Source organism: Halorhodospira sp. 9621, assembly GCF_022228055.1.
Classification (GTDB): Bacteria; Pseudomonadota; Gammaproteobacteria; order Nitrococcales; family Halorhodospiraceae; genus Halorhodospira; species Halorhodospira halophila_A.
This window is the reverse complement of sequence record NZ_JAJNRD010000003.1, coordinates 84,542-105,490: the sequence shown is the minus strand read 5'-3', so window position 1 is coordinate 105,490 and position 20,949 is coordinate 84,542. Positions and strand designations below refer to the sequence as shown.

Here is a 20,949-nt window from a genome sequence, read left to right as displayed (position 1 = left end):
AAAGGCTCGTCCCGGGCGCGCATGGCACCCCACCGGGAAAGTGTAGCGAGCCTGCCCCCGAACACCACCGCCCGGGTTGCCTTGCCGCCCCGGGAACAGGTTAGCTATCGCCATGACCGAAGAGCCAGCCCCACCACGCAGCCTGGAATGGACCCTCTCCGTCCTGGCCCGACTGCCCCTGCCCGTACTGCACGCCGTCGGTGCGGCGGTCGGCACCACCCTGGCCTACCTGCCCAATCGGACGCGGCAGGTCGCCGAGATCAACCTGCGCCTCTGCTTCCCGGATCTGGCCGCGGGCGCGCGGCGCCGCCTGGTTCGCAACGCCCTGCAGGAGACGTGCAAGACCGCGCTGGAGATCGCGCCGGTCTTTAAGCGCCCGCCTGAACGGGTGGTCGGCTGGGTGCGCCAGGTCCACGGCCGAACCCACTTCGACCAGGCCCTGGATGAAGGTCGGGGCGTGCTCCTGCTCGCCCCCCATATCGGCTGCTGGGAACTGCTCAACCTCTGGGTGGCTGCGCGACAACCGCTCACGGCCCTGTACCGCCCCCCCCGCCAGCCCGCTCTGGAACCCATCCTGCTCGCCGGGCGCTCGCGCAACGGAGCCCGCCTGCTCCCCGCCGGCCCCCAGGGCGTGCGCGGCGTACTGCGCGCCCTCGCCCGCCGGGAGGTGGTCGGCATCCTGCCCGACCAGGAGCCGGACGGCAGTGAACCCTTCGCGCCGTTTTTCGGGGTCCCCGCCAAGACCATGACCCTGGCCGGGCGCATCGCCCAGCGCTCCGGCGCCGTGCCACTATTCGCGTTCGCCGAGCGACTCCCCGCCGGTCGCGGCTACGATCTGCACTTCCTGCCCGCCGACCCTGACGTCGCCGGCCGCGACCCGACCTCGGCCACGGCGGCGATCAACCGGGGAGTCGAGCAGTGCGTGCGCATCGCTCCGGCGCAGTACCAGTGGACCTACAAGCGCTTCAACACGCAGCCCGATGGCAGTCGCCCCTACCCGAAAAAACGCCGACGGCGAGGTTGAAATACCCCCCTCATGGCAACTAGACTGCTCGTTTATCTTTGGGCTGAAATGCCCGGATAATCATTTGCCATGGACAACGACGAAGGGGTCGACGAGCGCATGCCGATTGTGAAAGTCCGCGAAAACGAGCCATTCGAGGTGGCCCTGCGCCGCTTCAAGCGTTCCTGCGAGAAGGCGGGCGTGCTGTCCGAGATCCGCCGGCGCGAGTACTACGAAAAGCCCACGCAGGTGCGTAAGCGCAAGCAGGCCGCCGCCGTCAAGCGGCACATGAAGCGGCTCAACCGCGAGCAGCAGCGGCGCCAGCGGCCCTACTGACCCCCGGACCCAGGAACCGATGGCCGCACCCAGCAGCGTCAAGGAAACCGTGCTCGAGGCAGTGAAATCCGCCATGCGTTCCGGCGACAAGGAGCGATTGGCGGTCCTGCGCTCGGCGAGCGCGGCACTCAAGCAGCGTGAGGTGGACGAGCGCTGTGACCTCGCCACCGACGACAGCGCGGCCATCGATGTCCTGGCCAAGGCGGTCAAGCAGCGGCGGGAGTCCGCCGAGCAGTACCGCGACGCCGGCCAGACCGCCCGGGCCGAGGCCGAGGAACGAGAGATCGAGATCCTCTCCGAGTTCCTTCCCCAAGCGGCCAGCGATGAAGAGATCGACGCCCTGATCGAAGAGGCCATCAACAACTCAGGGGCCGCATCGATCAAGGACATGGGCCGCGTCATGGGATCTCTCAAAGAGAAGCTCCAGGGGCGGGCCGACCTCGGCGCAGTCAGCGCTCGCGTCAAGAACCGCCTCGGCGGCTGACCCCGCCCTCGCCGCGATACCGTCTGGAGCCTTCCAGACCCCGGAGGCTGGCCGATGGCCGGGCGGATCCCCGATGAGTTCATCGATGAGGTGCTGCAACGCACCGACATCGTCGCCGTCATCGGCGAGCGCGTGCCGTTGCGCCCGGCCGGCAGCAATTACAAGGCGCGCTGCCCCTTCCACGACGAGCGCACCCCCTCGTTCAACGTCAATCCTGAACGACAGACCTACCACTGCTTCGGCTGTGGTGCCCACGGCACGGCGATCCGCTTCCTCATGGAACACGACCGCATGGAGTTCCGTGAGGCCATTGAGGAGCTGGCCGGCCGGGTTGGCCTGGAAATCCCGGACGGCGGCGGGGCCCGCCGGGCCGCCGACGAATACGCCCCGCTGTACCGCGCTCTGGCCCACGCCCACCAGTTCTTCCGCGACGCACTGCGCAACCACCCCGCGCGCCAGAGCGCCGTAGAATACCTGCGTCGGCGCGGGATCTCCGGGGAGGTGGCCGCCCGTTTCGGCCTCGGCTTCGCCCCGCCGGGCTGGGACAACCTCCTGCGCCAGCTCGATGACCCGCGACCGGCCATCCGCGCCGGACTGATCATCGAACGGGAACAGAAGACCTACGACCGTTTCCGCGATCGCATTACCTTCCCGATCCACGATCGCCGCGGTCGCGTGGTGGCCTTCGGCGCCCGAGTGGTCTCCGACGGCGAGCCCAAGTACCTCAACTCCCCGGAGACCCCGGTCTTCCACAAGGGCCGTGAAGTCTACGGCCTCTACCAAGCCCTTCAAGCCGAGCGCCGCCCCGGCCGGCTGATCGTGGTCGAGGGGTACATGGATGTCATCGCCCTGACCCAGCAGGGCATCCCTGGCGCCGTCGCCACCCTGGGTACCGCCACCACCGCCGAGCAGGCGACGCTGCTACTGCGCTCCGCGGACGAACTGGTGCTCTGTTTCGACGGCGACGACGCCGGCCGCAGCGCGGCGCTGCGCGCCGTCGAGAACCTGCTCCCAGTCCTGCAGGGCGACCGCGAGGTCCGCGTGCTGCTGCTGCCCGAGGGCAGCGACCCCGACGACCTGGTGCGCAGCGAGGGCCGCGAGGCCTTCGAAGCACGCCTGGATGCCGCCACGCCGGTCATCGAATTCTTCCTGGCCCACCTCGGCGAGGAGTGCGACCTGACCACCGTCGACGGCCGCGCCCGCCTGCTGGAACGGGCCAGCAACCCGCTGCGGCGGCTACCACGGGGCATCGTGCGCGAGACGCTGATCGGCCAGCTCGCCGAGCTGACGCGCACCGAGCCCGAACGCATCGACCGCATCCTCGAAGGACGGGGCGAAGCCACCCGCAACCAAGGCGCCGCGCAGCCGCGCAGCGCCCCACGCAGTCCCGAGACAAGCCTGCAGCGCACCCCCGTGCGCCACGCCATCGCCCTGCTGCTGCAGCAGCCGCAGCTCGCGGCGTACGCCGGCGACCCGGACCGCTTCGCCGATCGAGACATTCCTGGACTAGACTTGCTGCAACAGCTCCTTGAACTGGCGCGCACGGAACCCAATATCACAACGGCAAGGGTCTTGGAGCGGTTCCGCGACACCCCGCACGAGACCCCGCTACACCGGCTGGCGGCCTGGCAACGAACCGCCATGGCCGAGGGGGACCACCAGCAGGAACTCCAGGACGCCCTCATGCGGATCGAGGAGCAGATCATCCACAACGAGCAGAAGCGGTTGGTCCGTGAGCTCGAGCAGGAGGAACGGGATGAGCAGACCATGGACCTGGAGCAGGAGCGGCTGCGTCAGGCGACACGACTGCAGCTGCTGATGGACCGGCTCAAGCGGGGCCGGATCAGCGCCGATGAACAGCAGGAGATGGAGGAACTTCGCGCGGCGTTTCGCCTCTAAAACCTGACGCGCCCTTGAAGGAACCCGAACCTGGACGCTACACTGTACGGTTCCGCTCAGCGGCGCCTTCCCCGAGCAACCGCGGATCAGACCGATCGCCTATGTCACAGGATCAACAGTCGCAAATCAAGCAGCTCATCGCCAAGGGCAAAGAGCAGGGCTTTCTGACCTACGCGGAGGTTAACGACCACCTCCCCGACGATATCGTCGACCCCGATCAAATCGACGATATCATCGGCATGATCAACGACATGGGAATCAACGTCCACGAGACGGCCCCGGACTCGGACGAGCTGCTCCTGGCTGAAACCACCGTGGCCACCGACGAGGACGAGGCCGAAGAGGCCGCTGCCGCCCTCGCCGCCGTGGACGCCGAGTTCGGCCGGACCACCGACCCCGTGCGCATGTACATGCGCGAGATGGGCAGCGTCGAGCTGCTCACCCGCGAGGGCGAGATCGAGCTGGCCAAGCGGATTGAGGACGGGCTCGACCGTGCTTTGATGGCCCTCTCCTCCTACCCGGAGGCGGCCCGGCAGCTGATCATGCTCTACGACCGCGCCCAGGAGGGCGAGGCCCGGCTGACCGACATCCTTGCCGGCTTCCGTGACCGCGAGGACGGCTCCGAGCAGCTTCCGGAGGCCCCCGCTGCCGCCCCGGAGACCGCCACCGAGGACGAGGAGGAGACCACCGCCACCGAAACCGGCCCCGATCCCGAGGCGGTGGCGGAGCTCTTTGAGCGCCTGCGGGCCGCCTACAACGAGATGCAGGAGGTTTTGGCCAGCGAGGGTTCGGCCGCACCGCGCATCGCCGAACTGCGCGGCGAGCTGGAGGAGATCTTCCTGAGCATCAAGTTCACCCCGAAGGTGGTGGACGCTGTGGCCGACCGGCTGCGTGGCACGGTGGATACGATCCGCGCCCGAGAGCGCGAGATCATGAATCTGTGCACCCGCGAAGGGCGAATGGCTCGCAAGGAGTTCGTCAAGAGCTTCCAGGATCGCGAAACCGACCCCACTTGGCTCGACGACCTGCTGGCCGAGGGGGGCGAGCGCGCCGAGCGACTGAAGCCGCACGCCGAGACCATCCGCAAGGCCCAGGCGGATCTCAAGGAGATCGCCGACAAGAACGGCCTCTCCGTCGCGGAGATCAAGGAGATCAACCGCCGCATGTCCATCGGTGAGGCCAAGGCCCGCCGCGCCAAGAAGGAGATGGTCGAGGCCAACCTGCGCCTGGTCATCTCCATCGCGAAGAAGTACACCAACCGCGGCCTCCAGTTCCTGGACCTGATCCAGGAGGGCAACATCGGCCTGATGAAGGCCGTGGATAAGTTCGAGTACCGGCGCGGCTACAAGTTCTCGACTTATGCAACGTGGTGGATCCGCCAGGCGATTACGCGCTCCATCGCGGACCAGGCCCGGACCATCCGCATCCCGGTGCACATGATCGAGACCATCAACAAGCTCAACCGGGTATCGCGGCAGATGCTTCAGGAGATGGGCCGCGAGGCCACCCCCGAGGAGCTCGCCGAGCGCATGGAGATGCCCGAGGACAAGGTGCGCAAGGTCCTCAAGATCGCCAAGGAGCCGATCTCCATGGAGACGCCCATCGGCGACGACGAGGACAGCCACCTGGGCGACTTCATCGAGGACACCAGCGTCACCTCGCCGGTGGACTCGGCCACCTCCGAAGGCCTGCGCGAGTCGGTGCGCGAGGTACTCTCCGGGCTGACGCCCCGGGAGGCCAAGGTCCTGCGCATGCGCTTTGGCATCGACATGAACACCGACCATACCCTCGAAGAGGTCGGCAAACAGTTCGATGTCACCCGCGAGCGCATCCGCCAGATCGAGGCCAAGGCGCTGCGCAAGCTGCGCCACCCGACCCGCTCGGAGGGGCTGCGCAGCTTCCTGGAGGAGTAACCCGCGCCCGAGCCGATCCCCGGGGTGCCATTGCCGGCGCCCCGGGGTTGTGTTTTGATCCCTGCGGGATCCCTATCCCCTCCGACGGGCCTGTAGCTCAGTGGTTAGAGCAGGGGACTCATAATCCCTTGGTCGTCGGTTCGAATCCGACCGGGCCCACCAATACTTTCAACTGCTTACGCTCATAGCTCGCCCCCGCTGGGGCTCGGCTGGCGACACCTCTGGCGACACTATCGCTCGCGTGGCGGTCGGCACCGCCGGGCACGCGGCCTGGGGATGGCGCCCCGCCATCACGGGCTCATGGGGCGCCATGCGGGGGTGACGGTGGGGAGGCTATTTGCCCGTGAGCTGCTCGGCCGTGTGAAGCAGATCGCTCAGGTAAAGGCGCCAGTTCCTGCGGGACCGCTCCGTGGTGAAAGGTCGGGCGTGGCGCGCTATCCAGTCGAAAACGCCCCGGCCATCCGCCCACAGCAAGAGCTTCGCCAGTACCCAGGCGAACGCCCAGGCCGCCAGGAACAACGCTCCTGCAAGGAGAGCAAACGCCGCCATCATGAGGGCGGCCGCGATCAGTGCGGCAAGAATGTCGCCGAGCCACTGGCTAAAGCCGTGGATCGCATCCAGCACTTCCGAAACCATCCCCCGCTCCCTCCTGGACTCGGTCAGCACTCCTATCGCTCACCGTCGCAGTCTAGGTCACTGACCGCCACGCGCCAGCTCCGGTGTCGCCAGCGGCGGCAGCCGGCTACACCACCCCGAAGCAACCGCCCCCGGCGCCGCCCATGGAACGGGAGCGGCACCAGGGGCGCGCTTTCACTCGCCACCACCGCCGCCGGACGAGTACGGCGTTACCCGCAGCGCCGCGGCCCGGGCCTTGGCGCGCTCGCCTCGGCGGTCGTAGTTGGCCGTGGTCTCGACGCTGGCGTGCCCCATCAGGCCGCGCACGGTGGCCAGGTCCGCCCCGGCGTCGAGCAGGTCGCCGGCGTAGCTGCGCCGAAGATCATGCGGCGTGAACGGCTCGACGTTGGCCCGCTGCCGGGCTCGGTCCAGCGCGTAGTACACCGCCTGATCCGTCATCCGCCGCAGATCCACCCGGCCGGCCTGCGTCACCGGACAGAGCAGCGGCCCCGCCTCTCGGCCCCGCCACTCGATCCAATCCGCCAGCGCCGCATGGGTTCCGGCGTCCAGGTATGTGGTCCTGGCCTTCTGACCCTTGCCCCGCACGATCAGGCGCGGCCCCTCGCCGCCGTTTTCGTGGAAGTCGTCCAGGTCTAGTGCCACGGCCTCGGAGCGGCGAAGCCCGCCGCCGTACAGCACCCCGAACAGCGCCGCGTCCCGCGCCCCGGCTGGTCCGCCGCGCTCCAAGCAGGCGCGGAAGACCGCCTGGGCCTCGGCCAGCGTTAGCGCGCGGCCCTTGGGCTGCGAGTTCCCGCGCACCGCCGCCACGTCCACCGCCCGGTGGTAGTGCTCCGCGCTCATGTGCCCAAGCCGCCAGGCTTCCTTTAGGACATTCCGCAGCGCTGACAGGTGCTTGTTCGCCGTGGCCGGCGCGTACCGTTCCGCCAGCCGGGACCGTACCGCCTGGACGTGCTCATACCGGACACGCCCCCACGGCGCGCTGGCGGCGTCATGCTGCCCGCCGGACAGTTCGGACGCGATCACGTCCAGCGCCGCCCGCATCGTCCGCCGGCTACCGCCGGACAGCCGCGCCAGGTAGACGGCGGCCGGATTCTGGGCGGCCGTCTCGGGGGCGAGGTAGTCCAGCTCCCCGCCCTCCGGCCGCGCGGGTAGCAGCGCGCCGCCACCGCCCCCGCTGCCCGGCGTGTCCGCCGCTGGTGCTGCGGCCGTGTCCGGCGTGTCCGACTGCGCAGCCGCCGCCGCGCCCTGGTGCCCCGCACTGTCCGGCTGTCCGGCCGCATTGTCCGAAGCAGCCGCGCCCCCGCGCGGGGGCGGGGGCTGCTGGTTGCCGTTGCGCTGCTGCTCGTCACCCATGGCTGACCTCGCGCTCCAGTTCATTGGCGGCGTAGACCCGCGCCATGGCCAGGAGCGGTTCCGGCTCGATCTCAACATCCGGACCGCCGACTAGCTCATGGGCGAGGCAATGCCGGAGCCGCTCCAGGTCCGCGGCGGTTGCGGCGTCCAACCCCTCAACCTCGGCCAGGATGCGGTCTACGCCCTGGAGCCCCCGCATCAGTTCGGGAAACCCAACGGCGCCGCCGTCGTTCGGGTGCATGTAGACGGTGCCATCTGCCGGCTTGATCCGGTTCCCGATACGACTGAGCGCCGCGCGCCGCTCCGCCTCTTGCCTGACCGGACCGTCCAAGGGGGGCGGGACATGGATGCCCCCAAACTCGTTGCCTGGCCAATAGCCCATTGGGCATTGATCCGCGATGTTGTCCAGGACGGTTTCGATGGTCTGTTGGTCGATCATGGCTCCGCTCCTCGCTGCTCGTTGTGCTGGCGGTCCACCGTGGCCGCCTTCACCCCCTACGCTGCCTAATTGTTACGGGAATATCAATTCTCATAACTGCTTTTCTTGGGGTGGGTATGCGGCAGCGTGTCGCAGCTCGCGGTCAGGTAGGCGGCGGTCACGGTGGCAGCCGGTCGCGGCGGCAGCGGCCAGCCGTTGCGGATCCGGTGGCGTGGTGAGGGTAAGCCGCCGCCCAGCCGGGCGGGTCGGTGCCAGCGGGGGCGGCGGCTGGTGTGACAATGTCACGGGCCGCCCGGCCCTCCTGGCGGCGGAGCTGGCTTGTCCGCTGTCCGCCGGACATGGCCGGTGCTGCCGCGGTCCGCATCCTGGGGGCGGCACCTCGCCGCCGGTGCGCTAGGGGGTGGCCCTGCCGGACAGACGCAGCGCTCCCGCCGACGCAGCGCGCGAGCCGGCTGCTTGCTTCGGTCCAGCTCGCGCGGCTGCCCCCTGGGGTATGTCCGCCCGCGCCGCCGAGCCTCCTATCCCGGCCGCGCGAGAAAATTGCGCAGCTCGCAGAACTGACCGGACCCCTCCGCAACCCAGCCCCACCGGGTCGCCCGGGTGCCGCCCCGACCAGGCCGACCCGGTAGGGCGGTAGGTGTGGCTTACCCAGCGCCGCCGATGCGGCGTCCGCCGCCGCCGTTTCGGCCGAAGCCGCCGCGGCCACGCGCCACCCCACCCCCTGTAGCCGAAAACACCCCGGCTCGCTTTATGGATGCCGTCAGCGCTGCCAGAGTAAATGTTGGGGGGCGCAGAACTGCGCCGGCAAACGAAAGGGGCGCCGGGATGTGGGGTGGACGGATTATCGTGGCGTTGCTGGTGGTCCTCACGGCCGCGGCGGCGGTCGAGGAGATGGACAGGCAGTCCCCGGCGGCGGGCGCAGAAAGCGCGCAAGGCGCGGGCTTCGGCCAGGCGCATGGCTTGCAGCGACCCAACCCTGGCCCCAACGTGCCCCAGCCGTCTGAGCCACCCCGGGGCGGGGGCACGGACGAAGGCGGAACGGACGGGGGCCGCGATCTGCTGGAGCGGTACGGCGACGGCTCCCCGGACCGCCAGCAGGGCCGAGCCGATGAGCCGACAGACCTCCTCGAACGGTACCGCGGCGCCGAGGAGCAAGACCCGCCGGAATCATACGCTCCGCATCAGTTCGCACCACCGCCCGGGAACCGGCTGACGCCCCGGCCCGCGTGGCAAGACTACGACCACCTGGACGTGGAGCAGTTGTAACCCTGGCACGCGGGCCGGGGTAGCGGCAGCTACCGGACCACGCCGGTGCCGTACATATCACCCGGCTGGATCCGACCGCCGCCGGCGCCCTGGCCGCGGGGTTGGGCGCCTTGCTTGAGCAGGAAGGCCTCGACTGCCTCGGGGCTCATATCTCGCCCGCGGGCCGTCTCCTCGATCTCGGCTTGGGTGATCGGCTCACCGTCCGGGCCGAGCATCACGACCTGATCGGCACCACCGCCGGCCACCGTGTCCTCCTGGTGCCGGCCTGCATCCGCACGGCCGCGCGGTTCGCGGGCCGGTTGCGGCTGCCTTTCTTGCTGCGGGATCTGGCCTGGCGCCCCGGGTTGGGGCTGCGGGCCGGCGCCCTGCGGCCAGTTGATCGGGTGGCCGGTCGGGGCTGGAGCACCGCGAAGCTTCGGCGTGCCGCTGCGAATCCAGCCGGCACCCGCCATGTGCAGGCCGCCGCCCTCGTCCATAGCCATGTGGACCGCTTCGGTCGGGCTGACCTGTCCCCGCCCTTGGCGCGCGATCTCGACGGCGCGGCGTGCGATCTCGCCCCGGTGGTTGCCCGGCATGTCTTCCGGGAGGTGGTCGTTCACGATGCTGTAGACGTGCTTCTCGTAGTCCAGCACGTCGCCCGGGTCGAAGTCCGCACCAGCCGGGGCCTGCGGGCCCTCGCCGTAGCGGATACCGGACAGTGCTGCGGCCGCTTCGGGATCCCCGCGCCGGTGGTCGCGGGCGATCTGCTCGTCCGACGACAGCGGACCCCGGACGCCCAGCTCCTCGGACATCAGCGCCGCCGCGTCCACGTTGCCCTCGGCAAGCTGATCGTGGACCAGGGCCTCGGGCGAATAGGTCCAATCGGCCTCCCGCTCGGCGAAGACCTCCGCGAGGTCGTGCTGGCGGTCCTCGGCACGGAGTTGGTCCGCGCGGCCGGTCGTGAGCGCCAGGTCAGCGCCGGGCTGCTGGCCGGCCCCGGCCATGTAGGCCCGCATCTGATCCGGCGTGGCCCGACCTTCGGCCAGGTTGATACCGCCGAGGGCCTGCGCCAGGTCCGGGGCCTCGCTGGCCCGGCCGGAGGACACCGCATCGCGCATGAGTTCGCGCGGGCCGTAATCCTGGCTGGTGGGGACGTCCACCTGGTGGCCGGTGGCGGCCGGGTCGGCCTCAGCCAAGCCGGAAAACATCGTCGGCGCTCCCGACTCGGGGTCCGTCAGGCCCCCGCCGCCCAGGGACTGCGCTTCGGTGCCGCCGTCCGGCGTTCCGCCGTAGGTCATGCCGAAGCGCATACGCTCGTCAGCGTCGAGGGCGTCCGCCAATCGGCGGTTCTCAAGGTCCTGCCCGGCCCGCTGGGCGGCCGTGGACTCCATTTCGAGCTGTTGCCGGGCGTCCGGGCCGGCGATGATCTTACCGAGGTTCTCGGCGGCGCGGGCCCAGTGCGGGTTCGCGTAATTGGGGTTCGGTGTGCGCGGCATCTCAGTGTCTCCTGTATATACGTCCTCTATCACTACAAGGGTGCCGGATAGCCAGGGGCCAGGAAAGGCTGTCCGGCGGTTGCCCCGCTGGTGCTGGCCGACCGGATCGGAGGGCCGGGCGGTTGCGTGGTCGCTTGGTCGGCGGGTTCGGTAGGGTCGGCTGGGTTCGCAGGTTCCGCAGGGCCGGGAGGGTCCGCAGGTTCCAGAGCCCCACCGGGCCACCGGGTCGGGGGCGACCAGGAGGCCGGGCGGGGAGGCTGTCCGGTGCCGCGGACATGCCCGCTACGGCGGCGCACAGAGCGAGTGCGCAAGCCGTAGCGGCTGGAAGCCGTCCGGAGCAAGACCGGGCAGGCGGTCCCGACGATCATGGCTCCGCAGCCCCGTCGCCGCCCGTGACAGGCTCGCCAGAATCGTCTCCCGCGGCCTCGTCAGGTTGCTCGATGACGGCGCCAGCGGTGTCCTGATCCGGTGGGTTCAGGGCGTCCCGCAGCCGCTGCCCGTCCCTGACGATGCCCTCCAGCTCCTCCAGGGTCATTTCCGCCAGCGGGCGGTTCAGGCTCGCTTCGTCCTCCTTCGGCTGCTGCTCGTCCACGCTGTGGCCGGCCATTTCCAGCGCGAACTTCGCAGCATTGAACCGGGTGGCGGCCGGGGTTTCCGGATCCGACAAAAGATCATTGAGGACGCCGATAGCCGCGTTCGCCAAGCCGCCCGAGATCGCCCACTGCCGTTCTTCATGGAGTGCGCGCGCCACGCGGTCGTTGGCCAGCAGATCCCGCGCCATGGAGCGCGGATAGGTCGAGTTGTACCCGGCAGCGCGGACGGCATCGGCTTGGCTGCCTCCGTTGTAAACGAGCGCTCGGACGAACGCCCTCTGTTTCTCGGTCAGTCCGTGGATGGCGCCGCGGAACCGCTGCGTTTTCGGGTCACGGCCGGTCACGCGGGCCGCTTCCCGCGGTCCGGGGCGGCCCGACTGGTTTCGGACTGTCCTGTGGCGTGCCATTGGGGATCTCCTTGCTCAATGCATCGCGTTACTGCGTAACGCCGGGGAGGACGGCGTCCAGTTCGCGGTGAGTCGGGAAAGCAGGTCGCGGCGGTACAGGCGCATGTCCTCAACAAGTAGCCGCGCGTCCGTCGCGGTGTCCCCGCTGCCGTCCCAGGGGGGCATGAGCCCGAGCAGGATGTTATCCATGAACACGAACAGATCGGAGTCCGTGTTGAGCTGCTCGCGCATTTCCGGGTCCGACTCCACGATCCGGCGCCGCTGGAGCCCCAGCTGGCGGACGCGCTCGGCTTGTTGGGTGGTGAGCCCCAGCACCTGGAGCATCCGCCAGGCCGTCCGCTTCTCCTGTTCGCTGCTCAGGTCGTGGGGGCTGGACGGCTGGGAAGGCATTTCGTGCGTCTCCCTGACAAGCTGCCGGGCCTGCTCTACCGCCATATTCCATCGGCGTTCGGGATCGCGCTCGGCGCTGTTCGGGGCGAGCGCGGCCACAGCGGGGCGGAGGGCTTGCGGCCGGTGGACCGCCTGGCCGGTGTCGGCCTGGAGGTCGTCGTGGGCGGCGGCCAGGGCGGGGCGAGACGCGAGCAAGACCAGCGCCGCCTCCTTGAGGGCCGCCAGCAGCTCGGCGTCCATGGCATCCTCCAGCGGCGCCGTCGGGGCGGCCAACGCCTCCGGCGAGCGCATGGCCTCCTGCACCAGGTCGGGGTTGTCGTCGGGCTCGCCACCACCCTCGAAGAACTCCGGTTCCGCGGTCGTAACGCCGGCAAGCTCGGGGCGGTCGATGACCGCTGCTCGCAGCGCGAGAAGGCGCATGGCCGCTTCCCGGCGCTGGAGCGCATACGGCAACTCGGCCCCCTCCTGCTCCAGGGGGCTGGCGCTGCTGATGTGGCCGCCCCGAGTCCGGTGCAGCGTTCCAGTGCGGCCGGTGATGATTGCCCCGAACAGCAGTTCGCCCAGCTCCGGCAACGCCTCGCCCGGGGGCCAGGGGGTCTGATCTGCGATCACGTCTGTGCGATCTCTCATGTCTGCTTCTCCTTCGTCATGCGGCTGCGGAGGCGGCCGGGTGGTTACCGCTCACCCGCTAACCGCTAACCCCGTTTTTTTTTCGGTACATACAGTGCACACACCCGTATGCGCACAGATACACCCTTACACTCTCCTATCTCTCTATATTCCTTTTTTGGTTAGAGGTTAGAGGTAACAGTGTTAACTACCTATAAAACAGTGCGTTACGATCCGCTAACCCTTGCGCGCGACAGTTAGCGAAGCCTAGCGGTTAGCGGGGCAACACCCCGCGGCCGGAGGCGCCCTAGTCGTCGAGGGCACCCCCGCCGAACTTCGCCTTGATGACCGACTCGTTGCGGGCTTCCACCTCGTCGAAGTAAACCCGCGCCGGATTGACCCCGTCCGCGACCTGCTTCTGCCAGTGCTCCACGTTGCTGACCGCCCACATCACTGCCCGGGCATTGCTTCCGTACCAGAATTGCCCGAGCTTTCTGCCCCCCAGCTCCCGCAGGACGCTCGTCACCTTGTTCGGAGTGGTCAGGTGGCTCGGGTATCCGTGCTCCCGCTGGAGGTACTGGCGCAACTCGGCCGGAGCGATCAGGTCCCGGTGGTATCCGGCCGGCCCCTCCTGGTTGCTCAGGATCTCGCGGATGTCCTGCTTCAGCGCCGGCTCAGTCATGGTCTGCATGTGGGCCTTGGCCGTCGTATGCGGGGCGGCCCCTTTCGCGTTGAACCCTTCGGACAGCTCGCGCTGTGTGAGCCATGCCGCAACGGACCGCCAGCCACCTTCCTGCTCCATCCAGCGATATAGCTCCCCGAACCGTTCTTCCGGCCAGTTGGGCTTGGAGAAGTCGGACCAGACGACAAAGAACCGCCGGTCGCCTGTTTCGATGGCGATAGCGTTCTCGTGGTTAGTCAGGAAGACCCAGGCCGTGATGTTCGGCAGCGTGTACTGCCGTTGATTCTTCGCGTTGATGCGAACTTCCTCGGGCGGCCGAGCCAGCAGCGGCTTCAGTCGGTCCATGACGGCCTTCCGCTCGAAACTGTTCATTTCCTGGACCACGACCAGAGCCGTGCCCTCCAGAAAGTCCGTCCACGGTTGTTGCAGCTCATGAGCTTGTAGCTGTGCCACGTTGTGCCGCCCCAAGGCTCGGATCACCGGTTGCAGGATCGTGTCTTTCCCGCACCCCGGCCGCCCGCCCAGCACCAGGTGCCAGCTCGGCTTGGCCCCGGGGTTCTGGACGCACCACGCCAGCCAGTCCAGTACAGTCCGCCGCTCGTCGTCATCCGGCACGATATGCTCGACCAGCTCCAGCCACGGCCGGACGTCGTCGCCGGACACCGTCATAGCCGCGGCTTGCTCTTGAGTCAGCTCCCCCGGGCGCCAGAGGTTCACCGCCGGGCCCATCAGCCCCTCGTCCACTACGTTCCGATGGTCCTCCGGCCGGTAGGTCGCGGATTTGACCAGGGTGCCGTCGTGCTCGTGGAACTGGACGGACCCGCGGTTTTTCGATGCGCCGACGCTGCCCAGCCCTAGCTTCGTCATCCGAATATCCAAAGTCTTCGGGGTCAGCAGCCGCCGGTAGCTCTCGGACAGACAGACGAAACGCTCGACGTCTTCGACGTAGACGTAGTCCCCGAGCATGTACTGGAGCGCCTGGTTCCAGCGCCGCTGGTCGTCCGTCTGGTTGTCCGTGCCGCTGGGCGCGCTGTCGGCGTTGCCATCGCTGGCCGGCTCCGGCGGTGCGTCCGGGAAAACCCGGGCCGCGTCATTGAACCCATCCTCACGGGCGAGCTGGTACAGGTAAGGGGCGCCAATCTCGAACGGCGGCCGGCAGCGCCGGTAGTCCGACAGCGCCTTGTCCGGTTCGTTGCCGTCACCCTCGGGCGGGTCTTCCCACCGGGCGCACCAGTCCAGCCACGCCGCCTCACCCCGGGCCGGGTCGTCCCGGTACGCCGCCTTGATCGCGTTCGCTACGCGGATGTAGGCATCCCGGTCCGGGAAGCGCGCCGTCGTGTTGCGGATCGCAGCCACCGCCTCGTCCATCATGTCCAGGTCGTCGGCCGCCAGCGCGTCTTGATCCACCTTCGCCCGGGCGGCTGCACTCCGCCCCTTGCCGCCGCCCTGCTGAACTTCCCACCCGGCCTCCTCCAGCGCCTCGACCAGCGCGTCCACCAGCTCGCACACCTGTCCGGCGTCCACCTGGACCAGCTCATCCCGCGGCGGCACCGGCCGGTCCCAGGTGTACGGCTGTCTGGTATTCGGGTGGATGCCCTGCGCGACGAACTGCTGCCCTTGGCCGCGGATCTCGATTAGGTGCTTGCGTGTACCCTCGGCGCCGGAGCGGAAAGCGATCTTGCTGGTCTGGACCGGCTCGGACAGCACGTCTACGCCGTAGACCAACAGCCGTTTCGGCCAACGCCCCACCCGCACCGGCGCACCGCCCAGCGTCTGCTCCGCGACCTGCTGCACCAGCCCGGCGGCGTCTTCGTCGAGCACGTCGATGTCGATACCGACCACACCGCCCGGCTCGCCGCAGACGAACCCGACGCCGGCGCCGGTTTTGGTCCACTGCTCCAGCGCTTTCTTAGTAGGCTTCCTGCTTTTCCGTAACCAGTCGAAGCCAGCCCAACCGTTCTGCCCCAACCGGCCGGGGATCTTGCCCACGTCGTCGCGCTGAATTGAGGTGTTCGGTGACAGCTCGGCCCCGGGCGGGATGATTGGGGCCACCTGGTAGCCGTCCTCGCGGTATTCCCTATGTGTCCGGTTGGGCGCGTGTCGTTGCTCCTGGCGGGCGCTGCCGTCGTCTCGCCGACTCTCTTGGGCCGGGGCGGCGACACCACCGCCGTCCTCACGCTCCACACGCTGGAGCGCCTCGCCGAGCCCGAGGCCGGCCGCAGGGGCGGCTGCGTGCGGGCCGCTGTTCGGGCTGTTACTATATCCAGTAGAGGGGTAGTCCATGGCGTTCTCCTTGTGTCTGTCCTCTCGTTCGTCCGTTCGTGCGCGGCTCCGGCCTGTCCTCGCCCCCTCCTCGCCGAGGGCAGGCCGTCTCCTCACTCCTCCGCCCTTTCCAAGCCGACCTCCCGCGCCCAGGCCACGATGTCGCTTGCGCGCCAGCGCGAGTAGTTGGTTCCCAGCCGAACTGGCCGGGGCAGCCGCCCCTTTTGCGCCCAACGATGGACGGTAGCCCGGTGGACCCCTAGAGCCTTTGCGACGTCCACGTCGCGGGCGAGGCAGGGGAGTTGATCGGCCAGCGAACGGGGCGACGACCCGGAAACGCGCGCTTGCTGGGCGGGGGGTCTTTTCAGTGCTGACATCGGTATTGCTCCTCGCTGTTAGTGTTCGGCCCCGGTGATCTGCTGTCGCCAGTCACAGTTCCATCGTCCCCCAGGAACGGAGGGCTCGCAAGCGAGAAAAGACAAATTTTGCTGCACAAACAACACCCTACAGATTGTCTAGTCCACTTCGACAAATTGTCGGGTCTTTCCGACAAAGGGACTAACGAGACCCGCGCGCAGACAGGCTTCCCGCCCCGGACAGGTCGGATCGACGCATTGCAAACCTACCGGGTAAGTTACTGACGGGCGGTAAGCGCAAAGGGCTGCGCGGTGCGGCTAGCTGACCCACCTGCACGGGTTCCGAGCGCGGCGGTAGCGGGCGGACAACGAACAGCAGCGGGCGGGAGCCCAGGGCTCGTCGGGCGCCCCGCCTCGGCGCCGCTGGGCACCACCAGCGGCCGCCGGGGCTGGGTGCTGCTACTGGTGGCGATGGCGTCGGTTCTGGCGGGCGTCGGCGGCGATGCTGGATGGATAGGCGGTTGCGACTGACGGGGAGCCGCGGCCCGCTGGTGCGTGCGCGCCGGCTAGGTTTGCGCGGGGATGCGGCAGCGTCGGCGGGCGGCTGCCCGGGGGCGGCGAACACGGCCCGCCCCACGCCGCCGCCGCCCGGCCGGTGGTTATCTATTCAGTACCCGCCGCCCCAGCGCCGGTGATCTCCCGCAGCCGCGCTTCCCACGCCCCCAGGATACGCCGCTGCGCGGTCAGGGACCGCCGGTTGATATAGACCCGGCCGGTTACGGTCGTTGAGGCGTGGCCGAGGACACGGCCAATGTCCTGCTCATCGAAGCCGAGGGCCTCCAGCTCAGTGGCGACGGTGTGCCGGGCCGCGTGGGGCGTGGGCCCGCTCCGGCCGAAGTAAAGCCGCAGCGATCGGTTCAGGCCGCTATCCACTCGGCACGGCCCGCCGGCGCGGTTCGGGAACAGCAGCCCGGGGCTGCCGTCCTCGCCCCCTGGCGCGGCCACCGTGTCCAGCGCTTGCCGGACAACGGCCTCCGCCATCGGACACAGCGCGACGGCGTGGGCCTTGCCGTGCTTACGCCGCTCGGCGGGGATCGTCCAAACCGGCCCGGTCTCCTCGTTGTCCAGGTCCAGCTCGTCCAGCCGGATCCCGGCCACCTCGCCCGGGCGCTGTCCGGTCAGCAGCAGCAGCCGAAGCGCCAGCGCCACTGGTTTGGGCTCCTCCGGCACCTCGGCCCCGATGGTTCGGCCGGTGGCTTCCCACCAGGCGCGAACGGTCTCGGGCTGCATCGCCCGCGGCGTGGACTCCGGCTGGCGCTCGCTGATGTATTGCACCGGCGTGGTTTCGATTACGCCGCGCTCGACCGCGAAGCGGAACATCCGCCGCATGACCGCCAGCACCTTCCCCGGCATCCGCCGGTGTCCGGCGTCGCGGCAGGCGTCCAGTACGGCTGTCACGTCGCGCCGATGTACCTCATCGACCTTGAGCCGCCCGATTCTCGGGACCACCCAGTTCCGTAGTGTCCGCTGGTCCTCGTTCCAGGTCCGCTTATGCGGCTTCGCATGGCGCTGGATGTATTCGTCCACGAAGTCCGCCACGGTGGGCGTGCGCCGGCGTTCGGCCCGGGCCCGCTGGCGCTCGGCTGCCGGATCCTCGCCGGCCCTCACCGCCTGGCGGTACTCCGTCGCCTTCGCCCGCGCCTGGCTCACGTCCAGTTCATCGGTGCTGCCCAGCCGCATCCACCGCGCCCCCTGCCCGCCGTAGCGGTAGTACCAGGCTTTCCGGCCGGTCGGCTCGATCCGCAGGTACAGACCCGGCGTGAGCGCGTCCTTGATATGTCGGCGCTTCTCCCCGGGTCGGTACCGCTCTACGGCCTTGGCTGTCAGTTTGACGGCTTGTCCGTGCGCCATTGCCCCCTCCCGTCCGTCCGTCGCGGCCGGTGTATCCGGCACCCCCGGATACACTCTGGATACACTTCGGACAGGCTACACAGGGCGACAGAGGATGCAACAGGAAACGACGCGGGACGACGGAAGGCGACCATAAAGGCTTTACGATCAGCGCACTATGTTGACAAAGGCACAACAAAAGACGAACCCGGCAGACAGCCCGCAACGGTTGGAGCGTGACTCATAATCCCTTGGTCGTCGGTTCGAATCCGACCGGGCCCACCATTTCCCGCCCTCCAATCCATCGTTACGCAAAAACCCACGTACTGCGTCCAGCCTCCCGGCGACCCGCGTGACTCGATCGTGACTCTTCCCGTCACTCCCCGATCAGCGTCAGCGTCACGCGTCGAGCATGCCCCCCGCTGCGGTGCTCCCAGAGGTAGAGCCCCTGCCACGTCCCCAGCGCCGGGCGACCGCCGCTGATCGGGATGGTCACGCCGCTGCCGGTGAGCATGCTGCGGATGTGGGCCGGCATGTCGTCAGGGCCCTCCATGTCGTGCTCGTACATGGGGTCGCCGTCCGGCGCTACACGGGCCATGAACCGCTCCAGATCGGCGCGGACACTGGGATCGGCGTTCTCGGTGATCATGAGCGAGGCGCTGGTGTGGTGGCAGAAGGCATGCGCGAGGCCACGCGAAACGCCGTACTCACCAATGGCGTCGGCGAGGCGACGGGTGAGCTCATGGGTCCCACGGCCGCGGGTCTGCACGGTGAGGGTCTGCTGCTCGATCTTCATGACACATGGACTCCGGGGCGATGATTCGAGCCCGACACCCTAGCGCCGCCCCGGGATCCGCTCAAGTTGCGGCCGCGGCACACAAAACGTCCATGACGCGCCCCGCTGCGCCGGTTACCATGACGGCGTGAACGACTCGAAGCCCCCCGCACTGTTCTCCTACCGCCCCTACTGGGCGGCCCGCTTCGGCGTAGCGCCGTTTCTGCCCATGTCCCGGCGAGAAATGGGCGAGTTGGGCTGGGACAGCTGCGACATCATCCTGGTCACCGGCGACGCCTACGTCGATCACCCGAGCTTCGGCATGGCCATCATCGGCCGTCTGCTCGAGGCCCAGGGCTTCCGCGTGGGTATTATCGCCCAGCCCGACTGGCGCGACACCACCGACTTCCAGGCCCTGGGGGCACCGAACCTCTTCTTTGGCGTCACCGCCGGCAACATGGACTCCATGGTCAACCGGTACACCGCCGATGGTCGGCGCCGCAGCAACGACGCCTACAGCCCCGATGACGAGGGCGGACGCCGCCCCGACCGGGCCACCATCGTCTACAGCCAGCGCCTGCGCCAGGCCTACCGCGACACGCCGATCCTCCTGGGCGGGATCGAGGCCAGCCTGCGCCGCCTGGCCCACTACGACTACTGGTCCGACAAGGTCCGGCGCTCGGTGCTGCTCGACGCCAAGGCCGACCTGTTGCTCTACGGCAACGCGGAACGGGCCCTGGTCGAGGTCGCCCACCGCATCGCCGCCGGCGAGCCGCCGCAGCGGATCCGCGACGTGCGCGGCATCGCTTACGCCCGCCCCGCTCCCGGCCCCGCGGAGGACGACCCGGCCGACCAGCAGGGCGTGCTGCGGCTGCCGGACTGGGAGAGCGTGCGCCGGGACGCGGATCGTTTTGCCGAGCTGGCGCGCATCACCCGCCAGGAGACCAACCCGCACAACGCCCGGACCCTGGTGCAGGCCCACGGCGATCAGGAGGTCTGGATCACGCCGCCTCCGCTGCCGCTGAGCACCGAGGAGCTGGACACCCTCTACGAACTGCCCTACCAGCGGGGGCCGCACCCAGACTACGCCGGACGCCGGATCCCCGCCTGGGAGATGATCCGCTTCTCGGTGAGCATCATGCGCGGCTGCTTCGGCGGCTGCAGCTTCTGCTCGATCACGGAGCACGAGGGGCGGCTGATCCAGTCCCGCTCCCGGGAGTCGATCCTGCGCGAGATCGACGAGATCGCCGAGCGCACCGAGGGCTTTACCGGGGTCATCTCGGATCTCGGCGGCCCCAGTGCCAACATGTACCGCATGGGCTGCAAGGACCCGCAGGCCGAGGCCCATTGCCGGCGCATGTCGTGCCTCTACCCCCGCATCTGCCGCAACCTTGACACCGATCACGAGCCGCTGATCGACCTCTACCGCCAGGCCCGGCAACGCCCCGGCGTGAAGAAGGTCCTGGTGGCCTCGGGCGTGCGCTACGACCTGGCCATCCACTCCAAGGCTTACGTGCGGGAGCTGGTCAGCCACCACGTCGGCGGCTACCTGAAGATCGCGCCGGAGCACACGGAGCCCGGGCCCCTGGGGCGGATGCTCAAACCGGGCATGGACACCTACGATCGCTTCAAGGCGCTGTTTGAGGACTACAGCCGGCGGGCGGGCAAGGAGCAGTACCTAATCCCGTACTTCATCGCCGCCCACCCGGGCACCACGGACGAGGACATGCTGCAGCTGGCCCTGTGGCTCAAGCGCAACGGCTTCCGGCCCAACCAGGTGCAGGCCTTCCTGCCCACGCCCATGGCGCTGGCCACCGCCATGTATCACAGCGGCCGCGACCCGCTGCGCCGGGTCGGGCCGGAGGGCGGCGCCCCGGTGCACACCGCCCGGGGTCTGCGCACGCGTCGGCTCCACAAGGCCTTCCTGCGTTACCACGACCCGGAGAACTGGCCGCTGCTGCGCCAGGCCCTGCAGCGCATGGGCCGCGCGGACCTGATCGGCAACAGCAAACGTCACCTGGTGCCCGCCCACCAGCCGCCGGGCACCGGATCCGCCGGCGAGGGGCGACGGACCCCGACGGGCAAGCACCCCCGCCGGCAGACGCCGCCCGCGGGCGCCCCCCCGGCCCGGCAGCGAAAGGGCCGGGGGCGGGGCAGGCGCCAGCGCTAATCCGCGGGCGC

General features: G+C 69.1%; 17 protein-coding genes and 1 tRNA gene. 8 read left to right on the top strand and 10 right to left on the bottom strand.

The window, feature by feature from the left end; all coding sequences use genetic code 11:
* The first annotated feature begins 112 nt into the window (after positions 1-112).
* The 6 genes from LRF89_RS02850 (at position 113) to LRF89_RS02825 (ending at position 5,797) form a co-directional block, all read left to right on the top strand.
* On the top strand, positions 113-1,024 hold the full coding sequence (locus tag LRF89_RS02850; RefSeq protein WP_238634683.1) for a lysophospholipid acyltransferase family protein: 912 nt from the start codon (positions 113-115) through the stop codon (positions 1,022-1,024).
* A gap of 99 nt (positions 1,025-1,123) precedes the next feature.
* On the top strand, positions 1,124-1,339 hold the full coding sequence (gene rpsU / locus LRF89_RS02845) for a 30S ribosomal protein S21 (RefSeq protein WP_011813897.1): 216 nt from the start codon (positions 1,124-1,126) through the stop codon (positions 1,337-1,339).
* A 19-nt stretch (positions 1,340-1,358) separates the two neighbouring features.
* Positions 1,359-1,823, top strand: a complete 465-nt coding sequence (locus LRF89_RS02840) for a GatB/YqeY domain-containing protein (protein WP_201169990.1) — start codon at positions 1,359-1,361, stop codon at positions 1,821-1,823.
* Positions 1,824-1,877: 54 nt separating this feature from the next.
* Positions 1,878-3,722, top strand: coding sequence for a DNA primase (dnaG, locus tag LRF89_RS02835; RefSeq protein ID WP_238636575.1), 1,845 nt, complete (start codon positions 1,878-1,880; stop codon positions 3,720-3,722).
* Positions 3,723-3,823: 101 nt separating this feature from the next.
* Positions 3,824-5,635 carry an RNA polymerase sigma factor RpoD gene (gene rpoD, locus LRF89_RS02830; protein ID WP_201169992.1) on the top strand — a complete coding sequence of 604 codons (1,812 nt, stop codon included), beginning with the start codon at positions 3,824-3,826 and terminating at the stop codon, positions 5,633-5,635.
* Between the two features lie 86 nt (positions 5,636-5,721).
* A tRNA-Ile gene (locus LRF89_RS02825) sits at positions 5,722-5,797 on the top strand.
* A gap of 171 nt (positions 5,798-5,968) precedes the next feature.
* Here LRF89_RS02825 and LRF89_RS02820 read toward each other — a convergent pair.
* The 3 genes from LRF89_RS02820 to LRF89_RS02810 all read right to left on the bottom strand — a co-directional run bounded on the left by LRF89_RS02820 (position 5,969) and on the right by LRF89_RS02810 (position 8,063).
* Positions 5,969-6,271: a hypothetical protein gene (locus tag LRF89_RS02820; RefSeq protein WP_238636574.1), complete on the bottom strand. Its 303-nt coding sequence runs from the start codon at positions 6,269-6,271 to the stop codon at positions 5,969-5,971.
* Positions 6,272-6,445: 174 nt separating this feature from the next.
* Entirely contained in the window at positions 6,446-7,624 is a 1,179-nt protein-coding gene (locus LRF89_RS02815; protein ID WP_238636573.1) for a tyrosine-type recombinase/integrase, read from the bottom strand.
* Positions 7,617-8,063, bottom strand: coding sequence for a hypothetical protein (locus LRF89_RS02810; RefSeq protein WP_238636572.1), 447 nt, complete (start codon positions 8,061-8,063; stop codon positions 7,617-7,619). Before LRF89_RS02810 ends, LRF89_RS02815 begins: the two co-directional genes overlap by 8 nt.
* Before the next feature lie 846 nt (positions 8,064-8,909).
* Between LRF89_RS02810 and LRF89_RS02805 the strand changes: the two genes are divergently transcribed.
* Positions 8,910-9,329: a hypothetical protein gene (locus LRF89_RS02805; RefSeq protein ID WP_238636571.1), complete on the top strand. Its 420-nt coding sequence runs from the start codon at positions 8,910-8,912 to the stop codon at positions 9,327-9,329.
* Positions 9,330-9,358: 29 nt separating this feature from the next.
* Here the strand turns inward: LRF89_RS02805 and LRF89_RS02800 are convergent, their stop codons facing one another.
* The 7 genes from LRF89_RS02800 to LRF89_RS02775 all read right to left on the bottom strand — a co-directional run bounded on the left by LRF89_RS02800 (position 9,359) and on the right by LRF89_RS02775 (position 18,789).
* Positions 9,359-10,804, bottom strand: a complete 1,446-nt coding sequence (locus LRF89_RS02800) for a hypothetical protein (RefSeq protein ID WP_238636570.1) — start codon at positions 10,802-10,804, stop codon at positions 9,359-9,361.
* Between the two features lie 364 nt (positions 10,805-11,168).
* Entirely contained in the window at positions 11,169-11,804 is a 636-nt protein-coding gene (locus LRF89_RS02795; RefSeq protein ID WP_238636569.1) for a terminase small subunit, read from the bottom strand.
* A gap of 15 nt (positions 11,805-11,819) precedes the next feature.
* Positions 11,820-12,824, bottom strand: a complete 1,005-nt coding sequence (locus LRF89_RS02790; RefSeq protein WP_238636568.1) for a hypothetical protein — start codon at positions 12,822-12,824, stop codon at positions 11,820-11,822.
* 286 nt (positions 12,825-13,110) lie between these two features.
* Positions 13,111-15,768: a DUF5906 domain-containing protein gene (locus LRF89_RS02785; protein ID WP_238636567.1), complete on the bottom strand. Its 2,658-nt coding sequence runs from the start codon at positions 15,766-15,768 to the stop codon at positions 13,111-13,113.
* 92 nt (positions 15,769-15,860) lie between these two features.
* Positions 15,861-16,124: a helix-turn-helix transcriptional regulator gene (locus LRF89_RS13640; protein WP_443134957.1), complete on the bottom strand. Its 264-nt coding sequence runs from the start codon at positions 16,122-16,124 to the stop codon at positions 15,861-15,863.
* A 642-nt stretch (positions 16,125-16,766) separates the two neighbouring features.
* Positions 16,767-18,014: a tyrosine-type recombinase/integrase gene (locus LRF89_RS02780; protein WP_238636566.1), complete on the bottom strand. Its 1,248-nt coding sequence runs from the start codon at positions 18,012-18,014 to the stop codon at positions 16,767-16,769.
* Positions 18,015-18,369: 355 nt separating this feature from the next.
* The gene (locus tag LRF89_RS02775; protein ID WP_201169994.1) at positions 18,370-18,789 is read right to left on the bottom strand and encodes a secondary thiamine-phosphate synthase enzyme YjbQ; all 420 of its coding nucleotides are present in this window, start codon (positions 18,787-18,789) and stop codon (positions 18,370-18,372) included.
* Positions 18,790-18,916: 127 nt separating this feature from the next.
* Here LRF89_RS02775 and LRF89_RS02770 point away from each other — a divergent pair, with 127 nt between their 5' ends.
* A complete protein-coding gene (locus tag LRF89_RS02770) occupies positions 18,917-20,938 on the top strand; it encodes a YgiQ family radical SAM protein (protein ID WP_238634682.1) in 2,022 nt (673 codons plus the stop codon).
* Positions 20,939-20,949: the final 11 nt, after the last annotated feature.

Excerpts from the sequence above, each read along its gene's own strand:
- LRF89_RS02850 (WP_238634683.1), top strand. The coding sequence starts at position 113 with ATGACCGAAGAGCCAGCCCCACCACGCAGCCTGGAATGGACCCTCTCC.
- rpsU (WP_011813897.1), top strand. The coding sequence starts at position 1,124 with ATGCCGATTGTGAAAGTCCGCGAAAACGAGCCATTCGAGGTGGCCCTG.
- LRF89_RS02840 (WP_201169990.1), top strand. The coding sequence starts at position 1,359 with ATGGCCGCACCCAGCAGCGTCAAGGAAACCGTGCTCGAGGCAGTGAAA.
- dnaG (WP_238636575.1), top strand. The coding sequence starts at position 1,878 with ATGGCCGGGCGGATCCCCGATGAGTTCATCGATGAGGTGCTGCAACGC.
- rpoD (WP_201169992.1), top strand. The coding sequence starts at position 3,824 with ATGTCACAGGATCAACAGTCGCAAATCAAGCAGCTCATCGCCAAGGGC.
- LRF89_RS02820 (WP_238636574.1), bottom strand. The coding sequence starts at position 6,271 with ATGGTTTCGGAAGTGCTGGATGCGATCCACGGCTTTAGCCAGTGGCTC.
- LRF89_RS02815 (WP_238636573.1), bottom strand. The coding sequence starts at position 7,624 with ATGGGTGACGAGCAGCAGCGCAACGGCAACCAGCAGCCCCCGCCCCCG.
- LRF89_RS02810 (WP_238636572.1), bottom strand. The coding sequence starts at position 8,063 with ATGATCGACCAACAGACCATCGAAACCGTCCTGGACAACATCGCGGAT.
- LRF89_RS02800 (WP_238636570.1), bottom strand. The coding sequence starts at position 10,804 with ATGCCGCGCACACCGAACCCCAATTACGCGAACCCGCACTGGGCCCGC.
- LRF89_RS02795 (WP_238636569.1), bottom strand. The coding sequence starts at position 11,804 with ATGGCACGCCACAGGACAGTCCGAAACCAGTCGGGCCGCCCCGGACCG.
- LRF89_RS02790 (WP_238636568.1), bottom strand. The coding sequence starts at position 12,824 with ATGAGAGATCGCACAGACGTGATCGCAGATCAGACCCCCTGGCCCCCG.
- LRF89_RS02785 (WP_238636567.1), bottom strand. The coding sequence starts at position 15,768 with ATGGACTACCCCTCTACTGGATATAGTAACAGCCCGAACAGCGGCCCG.
- LRF89_RS13640 (WP_443134957.1), bottom strand. The coding sequence starts at position 16,124 with ATGTCAGCACTGAAAAGACCCCCCGCCCAGCAAGCGCGCGTTTCCGGG.
- LRF89_RS02780 (WP_238636566.1), bottom strand. The coding sequence starts at position 18,014 with ATGGCGCACGGACAAGCCGTCAAACTGACAGCCAAGGCCGTAGAGCGG.
- LRF89_RS02775 (WP_201169994.1), bottom strand. The coding sequence starts at position 18,789 with ATGAAGATCGAGCAGCAGACCCTCACCGTGCAGACCCGCGGCCGTGGG.